Source organism: Sphingobacteriaceae bacterium GW460-11-11-14-LB5, from assembly GCA_002151545.1.
Taxonomy (GTDB): Bacteria; Bacteroidota; Bacteroidia; order Sphingobacteriales; family Sphingobacteriaceae; genus Pedobacter.
This window is the reverse complement of sequence record CP021237.1, coordinates 2,788,516-2,800,556: the sequence shown is the minus strand read 5'-3', so window position 1 is coordinate 2,800,556 and position 12,041 is coordinate 2,788,516. Positions and strand designations below refer to the sequence as shown.

The following is a 12,041-nucleotide window of genomic DNA, read 5'->3' as shown; positions in this document are numbered from 1 at the left end:
TTACTTTAAATAATTTCAACATGGAACAATCGTATGCTATCGGAATTGATGTTGGTGGGTCTTCACTCAAATGTGGGGTAGTAAACCAAAATGGCGAAATTTTATATTCCATTATTGTATCGCTAAAAAATGCGAAAACACAAGGTGCCATTATTGCGCTGATTGTAGAGGCGATCCATACCTGTGCTAAAAAATTTAAAAACCCCATTCTTGGGGTAGGTATAGGTTTTCCGGGAATTATTTACAACAACAAGATTATTGCCGGTGCCGATAATTTACCTGGGTTTAAACAATTGGCTTTAGGCGAAATCCTGCAGGAAGTAACCCGTTATAATATTGTAATGGATAATGATGCCAATTTAATGGGCCTTGGAGAAATGACTTACGGCGCAGCCAAAGATTGTAGTGATGTGGTTTTTCTTACCGTGGGCACAGGGATAGGTGGCGCAGTGATGATTGATAATAAACTTTACGGCGGATTTAGAAATAGAGGTACAGAACTGGGACATATTGTTGTACAACATAACGGACTTGCCTGCGCTTGCGGAGGTCGTGGTTGTTTAGAGGCTTATGCATCGGTAACGGCCCTGCTTAACCATTACCAGTCTATTCATCCTAATCCACCAGAAGAGATTGATGGTAAATATATGGTAGAAAAATACCTCGCCAGAGAAGAATATGCCGTTGAAGCGATGGAATCACATTTCGATTATCTGGCTACGGGCATTATTAGTTTTGTAAATGTGTTTAGTCCACAAAAAATTGTAATTGGTGGAGGCATAAGCGAGTCGGGCGCTTTTTATGTTCGGGAGATAGAAAGAAGAATAAAAACTTTAGCGGTACCTATTGCACCTGGTAATGAGCTGGTGGTTGCGGCCAGGTTGGGCAACAAGGCAGGGTTGCTTGGTTGTGCAGCAAATGTTTTTCAAAAATTTAAGGCATTTGATTATGTCGTAAAATAATTCTTCAGAAAAATAACAGGAGTTCAGCTAAATCTGTATCCTTTTCTGGGAATCGGTCAGAATAAAAATTATTGAATTTAAACAGAGAGGATATTCTAAAATTTAGAATATCCTTTTTTTTCTGTCGAATAATGTAGGATATCGCTTACAGGAAAATATAAATCGGTTAAATTTTTTACCATTTATCTCAGCTGTTTTGTCAACATTTCTGCTCCAAATAACCCCAGGGAAGGCCGAAATAAGTCATTTAAGGCATGTTTAGCCAAATTTGATAGTATTTTAAACAAATTTGAAACTCTTTTTCTATCCCTAATGCTAAATTCGTTACAGTAAGATGAATGGCAACCGACCTGTGGAAAATAATCTCCACATATCATTTTCCTAACAGGCTTACAGACTAAGCAAACCTGAAAAGGTTTAAAACATTTAACCAAATAATACAGATAAGGTATACAGTTAATAACCGAACCGGATACCGATTGCAATACTGAACTTTATAAACCAACTAACAAAATGACTAAAAATAATTCTGAAGCGATAGCTGAAAAAGATTCTTTTTCGATCAGCAACATGCAGCGAAGGCAGTTTTTGCAATTTGCAGGGGCATCAGCGGCTTTAACAATGGGATTAATCGGTTGTAAAAAGGAAGAAACACCTGCATCTACTCCTTATAACAATACCGATAATACAATCGATTTTAAAGATGATGCAGGTTTGCTTAATTATATTTATGCTTTAGAACAATTAGAGGCTGCGTTTTACATCAAGGCTGCAGCAAGTTTTCCGGCAACTTTTACCGCTCCGCAAAAAATGTTGTTCAATGATATCAGGCTCCATGAAATTGCCCACCGCGAATTTTTTAAGAAATTTTTAGGTGCAGCTGGCTTGGGTGTACTTGAATTTGATTTTTCATCTATCGATTTTGCCGATGCTACAGCCGTATTCAATGCAGCCAAAACATTCGAAGATTTGGGGGTTGCCGCTTATAACGATGCGGTAGTGAAATGTAAAAACGATTATAACCTGATTATTTTAAGTCAGATCGCAACCGTAGAAGCACGCCATGCAGCCTATGTACGTAGCCAGGTAAGTGCCCTAAGCTTTGCCGATCTTACCGAACTGGCTCCTTTAGGTGCCGATGCCGCTAACGCACTCGATGTTACCCTCGCGCCAGGTAAAGTGCTGGAACAAGCATCAAAATATATCAAAACAAAATTGAATGTAATCAATCTATAAACCAAAACAGTATGAATATTTTAAATATCATTGAGGAAATAGAAAAAGTAGAGGGCGAGGTTTATAATGAATTGAGTCCAAGGCGTAAGGCATTGCAGCACCTTTTAAACGTGGGCAAGAAAGTTTCCTTAGCCGCTTTACCTTTAACATTTGGCAGCATGTTTCAAAAAGCGTATAGCCAAACGACTACAAATGCGGCTACAATAGATTCGCTAAACCTGGTTTTGGTTTTAGGTTATATGCAGTTTCAGTTTTATAATAATGCATTAACCGCTACACCAACTTTAATACTGGTGGCCGATAAGCCCATTATTACCACCTTACGCGACCAGGAGCAGGCACATATTAATGTAATCACCAAAGCCGTTACCGATCTGGGTGGTACGCCAAGGCCCTTAATGCCTTATACCAGTTTCGATTATACCAAAGTGAATGCGAATGTGGCTACCAATTATGGTACATTTTTAAGAACCGCTGTGGTGCTGGAAGATTTAAGTGAACGTGCTTATAAAGGACAACTGATTACATTAATGGGAACACCAGCTTTGGCCACTGCCGCCCGGATACAAACCGTAGAAGCTCGTCATTCAGCCCAATTGCGCCAGATGGTCAATAAACTACAGATTGCCACACTCAAATATTTACGTCCATGGGTAAGTATCAGAAGAAACGATGCCGATGGAAGCGATTTACTCCCGATTACCGGAAACGATTCGATGATTGGTGCACTAAATCCGGTATATGATATTGATGCCGGATTGCTCAACAGGGAAACCAAAACCGCTCAGGCAGGAATAGAGCTGCTGGGTATCGCCGGAAATGTAGATTTAACGGCAGGATCTGCTTCAGAAGCTTTTGATGAATACCTGTTAACTGCAACAGTTAAAACGGCCGCTAACCTGTTTATTAAAACCGGGTTTCAGCTAATCTAATTAAACCATTAATTCACCGACAAGGGAAATCACATGAAACGAATTATAATTTTATTCCTATTGCTTACCAGTTATAACTTTCTTTTTGCACAAGAGGTTATTACCGTAAAAGGGATAGTGAAAGATGAGACAAACCAGCCTTTACCTGGTGCAACTGTAAACGAAAAAGGTACCACCAATACCACCATAACCGGTAACGATGGCGGATACACCATTAAGGTAAAATCAAACGCCCGTTTGGTATTCTCTTATTTAGGTACAAAAACTTCAGAGCAGGGGGTTAACGGAAGAACAACCATCAACGCAAAACTGATCGATGATGCCAATAACCTGAACGAAGTTGTGGTTACCGGTTATGGACAAACCGTAGCCCGTAAAGATTTAACGGGTGCAATATCATCTATAAAAGGTGAAGAACTGGCCAAGGTTCCGGTACAGAATGTTGGACAGGCACTACAAGGCCGTTTAGCAGGTGTTCAGGTATCAATGGCTGATGGTACACCGGGAGCAGCACCATCAATTGTAATCAGGGGTGGAACTTCGATTACTCAAAGCAACGAGCCTTTATATGTAGTAGACGGTGTGCCGCAAACAGATGGATTGTCTTTTTTAGATCCGATGGATATCGAATCTGTAGACGTACTGAAAGATGTATCGGCAACCTCTATTTACGGAGCCCGTGGTGCTAACGGCGTCGTATTGGTTACCACCAAAAAAATAAAGGAAGGTAAAGTATCCATCAACTATGATGGTTACGTAGGTGTAAAAAAGGTGACTACCTTTTTACCGATGATGAATCCTTTGCAATATACTTTGCTGCGTTATGAAGTGAGCGCAACCGATCCGGCACGTTTAGCCTCATTTCTGAAAAACTATGGCAGCTTCGATTCGCTGCAGATCCGCTATGGCAACAGGCCAGGGGTAGATTGGCAAAAAGAATCGTTTGGCGATGCCGTTGTTAACCAGGCGCATAAGATCAGTATTAACGGTGGGGGCAGAGAAACCCGCTTTAATGTATTTTACTCGCGCAATGATGACAATGGGATTTTGCTCAACACCGCATCGGCAAAAGATATCGCTAAAGTGAGTCTTTCACACAACGTAAGTCAAAAATTTAATTTAAGTGCTATTGTCAATTATGCCAACCAGAAAATAACCGGCTTAGGTACGGGCGAGGGGAGATTAAGTCTGCTGAATACCATTTTGCGCTACAGACCGGTTGTGGGTATTGGTAATGATGATTTTTCGCTAATCGATTTGGATATAGATCCTTTAGATCCGAATCCTAGTTCTGTGCTTTATCAAAGCCCGATCGTTACGCTGGAGACTCAGCACCGTGAATCAAGGTTAAAATCGTTGAACATGAATGCAACAGCGTCATACTTTTTTGATAAACACTTTACTTATCGCGGTTTGGTAAACTTTACCGATAATAATAACTCAGCCAGGATTTTTAACGATGCCAGATCATTATTTGCACAACGTTCGGGCGGAGCTACTGGTGGGGTGGGTTATTCTACTGCGCAGCAGTTTAATTACAATAACACATTAACATACGCCAACGTATTTAACAAAGACCATAAACTCGATGTTTCTGTGGGTCAGGAATATATCTACAATTACAATCAAAGTTTACTGACCGCTTCAACAAACTTTCCTTCAATTAATTTAGGTTGGGATAAACTTCAACTGGGTACGGTAACGTCCTTCCCGGTTACAGCAGCAGAAGATAGCAAACTATTGTCGTTCTTCAGCAGGGCCAACTATTCTTACAAAGGAAAGTATTTATTAACCGCAACCCTGCGTGCTGATGGTTCTTCGAAATTTGGTGCCAACAATACCTGGGGATACTTCCCATCGGCTGCCGTAAGCTGGCGTGCTATAGAAGAGAAATTTATGAAACAACAGCATATATTCTCTGATTTAAAGCTGCGTTTAAGTTATGGTGTTGCAGGTAATAACCGTATTGCAAACTATGCCGCATTAGGTATTTATAATGCCGGGGTTTACCCGTTAAACGATCAGTTGATATCTGCATCTTTTCAGGAAAACCTGGCTAATCCTTCATTAAAATGGGAATCGTTAAAAGCATTAAACATTGGTTTGGATATTGGTTTATTAAAACAACGCATCACCTTAACCACCGAATATTATGATAACCGCTCTAAAGATTTGTTGTTTAATACGCGTATACCAGCCAGTTCAGGTTTTAATACCCAGTTTCAGAACATAGGTACCACATCGAGCCGAGGACTTGAAATGACCTTGAACAGCACAAACATCAGAACAACCAATTTTAACTGGACAACCAACTTAAACGTAGCTTTTACCAACACAAAAGTATTAAGCTTAAGCGATGGTGAAACGAGCAGGTTGGCCGATGGTAATATTGCCAGCGATTATATTTTGCAGGTAGGTAGCCCGGTGGGTGTAATGTATGGTTATGTAAAAGAAGGTTTATATCAGGTAAGCGATTTTAACTATAATCCAACAACCAATGCTTATACTTTAAAACCAGGCGTGGTTAGAGATGCTGTTACCGTGCAGCCTGGCTTTATTAAGTTTAAAGATATTAGCGGACCCGATGGTGTGCCTGATGGTATCATCAACAACTTCGACAGGGTGCCCTTAGGAAACGCCAAGCCTAAATTTTCAGGTGGTTTGGGAAACAACTTTAGCTATAAAGGCTTCGATTTGAGTGTATTCGTAAACTTCTCTCTAGGCAATAAAGTATATAATGCCAATAGATTAACCAATTCTGATCTGACTTTAGATTACGTAAACACTTTTGCCTCATTTGCCGATCGCTGGACCACCATCAACACTTCGGGAGCAAGGGTTACCAGTCCGGTAGAACTCGCTGCGCTAAACCAGGGTAAAACAATACCATCTTACAATGGTGGAGGTAGCTCCCGTTTGTATGATGAAATTATTGAAGATGGTTCTTTCCTGCGGATCAATAATGTTAGCCTGGGTTATACTTTTCCTAAAAAATGGTTAAGTGCAGTAAAAATTGCCAATGCGCGTGTTTATTTTACTGCTTATAACTTATATGTATTTACAAAATATAAAGGTTATGATCCTGAAGTGAGTGTCGTAAACAATCCTTTAACTCCAGGCATCGATGCCAGTGCTTATCCAAGAGCAAAATCATTCCTGGCAGGTCTTAATCTATCATTTTAAATCAAGAGAGATGAAAAGCAATATGAAATTTAACAATAAAATATTATTGGCAGGCTTAATTTTTGGGGCCACCGCAATTGTTTCGTGTAAAAAGGCGGTAGAAACAGAACCTTATTCATTCTTTACTTCTGATAATTTCTTTTCAAACGAAACAGAGGCCTATTCAGCAACTTTGGGTGTGTACGATATCATGTCTGATCGCAGTACCTATGGCTTCAACATCCCTTTGGTTTATGATAACGATACCGATATAGGCCAAACCGAAGGATCTAATTTAGCCGATGATTATCGGGTAATTCCACACTATAACGGTACACCGGAACGCGCAGCCTTTCTGGATACATGGACGGCCTTTTACAAAGGTATTGACCGGGCAAATGTGGTATTAGCCCGCATCCCACAAATGGGGATTTACAGTAGTGGTACACAGGCCCAAAAAGATGCTTTAAATAGAAATATGGCTGAAGCCAAATTTTTGAGGGCATTCTACTATTCAGAACTGGTACACTATTGGGGCGACGTGCCTTTTAAAACCACACCTTCACAAACAGGTGATGATTTTAAACTGCCAGTTACCGATCGTTACGAAATTTATAAATTCATCCTTAAAGAAATGCAGGAGGCGGCAGATGCTTTACCCACTGCATTACCGACCGATGAGCGCATTAACAAATGGGCTGCAAAAGCAATGTTAGCCAGGGTAGCCCTCTATGCCGGTGGTTATTCGCTAAGCCGTACCAGCAAACAAATGGAGCGCCCGGCAAATTACAGGGAATATTATACTCTAGCCAAGCAGCAGATTGATGATGTGATTGCACAAAACCAATACAAGCTAAATCCCAGCTACTCGCAGGTTTTCAAAAACCAGTGTCAGGGTGTTTTAGAACCGACAGAAAATATTTTTCAGATCGCTTTTTTTAATTCAGACAATAACACCACCTCAGGTAATGCCTTAGGTGTAATATACGGAACTCCGGTTACTGCTTTGGGTGTTTATTTTTCCACAAATGGCAGGACCCTGGCGGTTAGGCCTTTTTACGATAGCTTTGCTACCGGCGATGCCAGAAGGGATTTTTCTATCGCCAACTACACCATCGATGCCTTGGGAAATAAACAACCACAGACTTTAGCAAGAGCAGATGAATCATGGAGGGCTGCTAAATGGAGCAGGGAATACCAAAAGCAAGAATTAATTGAAAGAGGGGGAACACGGATTAATTACGTAGTGATGCGTTATGCTGATTTATTATTAATGCGTGCAGAAGTAGAAAATGAATTAAACAACGGTCCAAATACACTTGCTTATGAAGCCATTAACCAGGTAAGAAGACGTGCTTATGGGATTGACGTACCTGGAAGTGGAATTTCAGTAAGCCTAACCGCACCGGGCACTGGCTACACAACTTTCTCATCTATAAAATTTCAAATTACCGGTGGTGGCGGGAGCGATGCTGCCGTTGGAGCTGTTAGCGTTAATGCAACAAAAGGCGTAGCAACCATTGCCATGATGAATGCCGGAACAGGCTATACCTCTGTACCTACGGTGAGCATCGTACCTACCGATGGAAAAGGCAGTGGAGCCACCGCTGTAGCTACATTATTGCCTAAACCTACAAGCACCAATGCCGATCTGCAGTCGGGTTTAAGCAAAGATGCCTTTTTTAAAGCTGTGCAGCAGGAACGTGCCTGGGAGTTAAGTTACGAAGGTTTAAGAAGAGCTGATTTAATCCGTTGGAATGCTTTAAAACAATCCATTGATGATACCAATACAAAAGTAAAAGCCATCAGGTCTAATTACAATTATCCTGCCCCTGCAAATTTTATAACCGGAAAACATGAGTTATTTCCTATTCCATTAAGTGAAATTGATGTGAATAAAAATATCAAGCAAAATCCTGGTTACTAGTTAATTATAGAAAAAAAATGTTTAAAAAACTTGTATTATTATTACTTGCCCTAACACCTGCTTTAGCCATTGCCCAGCAAGAAGACATTTACGATCCTTCTAAAGAATATGAATACCCGAGCGATCCATTGGTGAAAGCCAAGCTGGAGAAATGGCAGGATCAGAAATTTGGAGTGATGTTACACTGGGGGGTATATACGCAGGCCGGTATACCCGAATCCTGGGTAATATGTGGTGAACCATGGCCTAAACGCGATACCACTTTAAACTACGAAGATTATAAAAAATGGTACTGGGGCCTGGCTAAGGATTTTAATCCGACCAAATTTAATCCTGAGAAATGGGCCGAGAGCTCTAAAAATGCCGGAATAAAATATGTGGTTTTTACAACTAAACATCACGATGGTTTCAGCATGTTCGATACCAAACAAAGCGATTATAAAATCACTAATGGTCCTTTCAAAGGCAATCCGAAAGCAGATGTACTGAAATATATTTTTGATGCTTACCGCAAAGAGGGGATGATGATTGGTGCCTATTTTTCTAAGCCAGACTGGCACTCACAGGATTTCTGGTGGGATCGTTTTCCTACGCCAACACGTAATATCAATTATGATTTAACCAAATATCCCGATAGGTGGAAAAGATTTAAGGATTTTACCTATAACCAGATTGGCGAGATTTTAGGCAATTATGGCAAGGTAGATGTTTTGTGGCTCGATGGCGGCTGGATCCGTCCGGCATTAAAAAGTGAACTGGAACGTAAAGAATGGGGCCTGAACGAAAGAGGCAGGTCAAACTATCCTAACTTTAACCAGGAGGTGGATATGCCGCGCATTGCCAAAATGGCTAGAGAAAAACAACCCGGCATATTAGTGGTAGACAGAACGGTACATGGTCCTTACGAAAATTACCGCACCCCGGAACAACAGATCCCCAAAGAACAGATGAATACGCCCTGGGAAACCTGCGTAACTTTAACCAAAAGCTGGAGTTACCGTAAATCTGCTGAAGAACAAGTAAAATCTTCTGCCTGGGTCATCCATACCTTGGCCGAAATTGTAGCCAAAGGGGGCAACTTGCTGTTAAGCTGGGGCCCAACGCCCGAAGGCGAATTTCCGAAAGAAGTGGAGGCGCCCTTGAAAGAAGTGGGCGCCTGGATGAAAGCCAATGGCGAAGCCATTTACGCGACCCGAATTACCGGTAACTATCATGATGGACTAACCTGGTTTACCCGCTCAAAAGATAACAAAACGAAATATGCAATCTGCTGCATTAAAGAAGGAGAGACAATTCCGGCCACGCTAAAATGGAAAGGCAATGCGCCCGCAAAAGGTGGACAAATCAGATTGCTTTCAAGCAGTAAAAATGTAGACTGGAAAATGGAGGGCGAAGAAGTTGTGGTATCGCTGCCTAAAGATTTATCAGGTAAAAAAACACAGGCTTTAGCTTTTGCTATAATTAATTGATTAATAAACAGAATAAAAAACTAAAAAATGAAGAAACTATTTTACACATTAATTTTTGTGGTAATTGGATTTACGGCAAGCTATGCACAAACTGCACCCGGTAAATATGATAAAGTTGTAGCAGCTGAAGTGGCTAAATTAGATGCAATAGTTAAAATAACAGAAGACCAAAAGCCTAAATTAGCAGCACTGGAGCTCGATCGCCAGACACGCAGAGGCGAAATGAAAGCATTGGGCGAAAATGCAACGGATGAACAAAAAGCAAGCATGAAACAATGGTATAAGGATTACGAAGCTAAGGTTGCGGCTATTCTTACGCCAGAACAATTTAAAACTTACAAAGAAGCAAAAGCAAAGGAAAAAGCTGAAGCTGAAGCTAAAAAAGCGGCTGCAAAGCAATAAAATTTTAACACCGAGACAACCCACAATAACATATTTAGAATTAATAAGCTACGATAAGTTAATTGTATTTAATGCAGGGATTTTATTTTTCCTGCATTTTTTGTTTAATCAGTTAATGGGAAAAATCATGAATTTCACTCACAGAAAAACCGAATTATAAAATCAGGCCAGGCATTAATTAAGTTTGCCTGACGTGTTTCTGTGTTTCCGTGTCAAAAATAATATCCTGAGCCTGTAACTAAACATTTTGCTTATCTGTGATGAAAAAAAACATCCCATTACTTCCAAAATTGCCCTCAATTGGTTATATAACGGGGTATTTCATCAAAATTAAAAGCATTTAAAACATCATTAAAACTGCTCCCGGCAATAAGCAGCTATATTCGTTTATCAAACTAACCAATAGCAATAAACAAATTGTAATGAAAAAATCATCCCTGATCCTCTTTATCTTATTCATCGCTACCCAAACCATTTTTGCACAAAGCGACACCAAAGCCATCCCACAAGATACCAAAATGGAGTGGTGGCGTGATGCCCGTTTCGGAATGTTCATCCACTTCGGCGTATACGCCCAGTTTGGTGGTTTCTATCAGGGACACCCACAAAAAGTAAATAATGGTGAATGGCTGATGAATCGCATGAAAGTGCCGGTACAAGAATATAAGGATACCGCTAAATATTTCAATCCTAAAAAATTCGATGCGAATGAATGGGTACGGATGGCCAAAAATGCCGGAATGAAATACATCGTGATAACAGCCAAACACCATGATGGTTTTGCATTGTTCAAAACAAAAGCCAGCAAATGGAATATTGTAGAACACTCGGCCTATGGTAAAGATATGATTAAACCACTGGCCGATGCCTGTAAAAAGCAAGGTTTGCGTTTTGGTATTTATTATTCACAGGATCAGGATTGGGTTAATCCTGGCGGGGCAACCGGACCTCGGCCTATGAAACAAGGCTGGGCAAATCCTGATAGCGCCAGAATTGACGCCTATGTTAAAGCACATAGAGGTAGCTGGGATCCAGCGCAACAAACCAAAACCTTCGACGAATATTTTAACGAAGTTTCTTTCCCACAGATGAAGGAGCTGATGACGAATTATGGTACGATATCAGTAATTTTTTGGGATACACCAAATTTAATGAAACCAGAACAGGCCGAACAGATGATGAAAATGGTTAAACAATATAATCCAGATGTGATAACCAATGACAGGTTGATCAGAAAGCCCCAATATGGCGATTATAAAACTCCTGAAAAGAAAATTCCATCCCTTGCAGAACTTGACGGAAAAGATTGGGAAACTAATATGACGATGAATGATACCTGGGGATACAGAACCGACGACCATAAATGGAAGAGCACAGCGGTATTGTTGCATCAGTTGATAGATATTGCCTCAAAAGGTGGTAACTTTTTATTAAACATTGGTCCAAAGCCCGATGGTACTTTTCCGCAAGAGAGTGTAGACCGTTTAAAAGAAATGGGCGAATGGACTAAAAAATATGGTGTTGCTGTTTATGGTAGCCATGCTAACCCGGTAGCCGATGTAGATTGGGGCCGCATTACCGCTAAAGACGATAAAAAAGGTACTACACTTTACTTATCGGTATTTAACTGGCCAGATAATGGCAAACTTAAACTGGCTGGATTAACCAAAAAGGCTTTAACGGTGCAGCTTTTAGGCGATTTTGCTAAATTAACATTAACGCAAAGCGAAGACGGCAGCCTGGAGATTAATGGTTTGCCTAAAAATGCACCCGATAAAATAGCCAGTGTTATTGCGGTAAAACTAGATGGATTTGCTCAGAAGAAATTTACGCCGGCCGGTAAAATGAAAACAGGTTCGATAGATTGAGTTAGTTCATTGGTTCAATAGTTCATTTGTGAGGCAGGTAGCCTGTTAAAACCATGACCAGACAGTATCCGTTTGGCTAAGTG

8 protein-coding genes are annotated in these 12,041 nt (G+C 40.6%); all 8 read left to right on the top strand.

Going from position 1 to position 12,041, the window contains the following annotated elements; all coding sequences use genetic code 11:
• Positions 1–20: 20 nt before the first annotated feature.
• A complete protein-coding gene (locus CA265_11305) occupies positions 21–962 on the top strand; it encodes a sugar kinase (protein ARS42965.1) in 942 nt (313 codons plus the stop codon).
• A 513-nt stretch (positions 963–1,475) separates the two neighbouring features.
• The gene (locus tag CA265_11300) at positions 1,476–2,198 is read left to right on the top strand and encodes a Tat (twin-arginine translocation) pathway signal sequence containing protein (GenBank protein ID ARS40206.1); all 723 of its coding nucleotides are present in this window, start codon (positions 1,476–1,478) and stop codon (positions 2,196–2,198) included.
• Positions 2,199–2,209: 11 nt separating this feature from the next.
• On the top strand, positions 2,210–3,130 hold the full coding sequence (locus CA265_11295; protein ID ARS40205.1) for a hypothetical protein: 921 nt from the start codon (positions 2,210–2,212) through the stop codon (positions 3,128–3,130).
• Positions 3,131–3,163: 33 nt separating this feature from the next.
• Positions 3,164–6,313 carry a SusC/RagA family protein gene (locus CA265_11290; GenBank protein ID ARS40204.1) on the top strand — a complete coding sequence of 1,050 codons (3,150 nt, stop codon included), beginning with the start codon at positions 3,164–3,166 and terminating at the stop codon, positions 6,311–6,313.
• Positions 6,314–6,323: 10 nt separating this feature from the next.
• Positions 6,324–8,219 (top strand): RagB/SusD family nutrient uptake outer membrane protein, encoded by a 1,896-nt coding sequence (locus CA265_11285; GenBank protein ARS40203.1) that lies wholly within the window; start codon positions 6,324–6,326, stop codon positions 8,217–8,219.
• A 17-nt stretch (positions 8,220–8,236) separates the two neighbouring features.
• Positions 8,237–9,688, top strand: a complete 1,452-nt coding sequence (locus CA265_11280) for an alpha-L-fucosidase (protein ID ARS40202.1) — start codon at positions 8,237–8,239, stop codon at positions 9,686–9,688.
• A gap of 27 nt (positions 9,689–9,715) precedes the next feature.
• Positions 9,716–10,090, top strand: a complete 375-nt coding sequence (locus CA265_11275; protein ID ARS40201.1) for a hypothetical protein — start codon at positions 9,716–9,718, stop codon at positions 10,088–10,090.
• Positions 10,091–10,512: 422 nt separating this feature from the next.
• Entirely contained in the window at positions 10,513–11,958 is a 1,446-nt protein-coding gene (locus CA265_11270; protein ID ARS40200.1) for an alpha-L-fucosidase, read from the top strand.
• Positions 11,959–12,041: the final 83 nt, after the last annotated feature.

Excerpts from the sequence above, each read along its gene's own strand:
- CA265_11280 (ARS40202.1), top strand. The coding sequence starts at position 8,237 with ATGTTTAAAAAACTTGTATTATTATTACTTGCCCTAACACCTGCTTTA.
- CA265_11295 (ARS40205.1), top strand. The coding sequence starts at position 2,210 with ATGAATATTTTAAATATCATTGAGGAAATAGAAAAAGTAGAGGGCGAG.
- CA265_11275 (ARS40201.1), top strand. The coding sequence starts at position 9,716 with ATGAAGAAACTATTTTACACATTAATTTTTGTGGTAATTGGATTTACG.
- CA265_11300 (ARS40206.1), top strand. The coding sequence starts at position 1,476 with ATGACTAAAAATAATTCTGAAGCGATAGCTGAAAAAGATTCTTTTTCG.
- CA265_11285 (ARS40203.1), top strand. The coding sequence starts at position 6,324 with ATGAAAAGCAATATGAAATTTAACAATAAAATATTATTGGCAGGCTTA.
- CA265_11270 (ARS40200.1), top strand. The coding sequence starts at position 10,513 with ATGAAAAAATCATCCCTGATCCTCTTTATCTTATTCATCGCTACCCAA.
- CA265_11305 (ARS42965.1), top strand. The coding sequence starts at position 21 with ATGGAACAATCGTATGCTATCGGAATTGATGTTGGTGGGTCTTCACTC.
- CA265_11290 (ARS40204.1), top strand. The coding sequence starts at position 3,164 with ATGAAACGAATTATAATTTTATTCCTATTGCTTACCAGTTATAACTTT.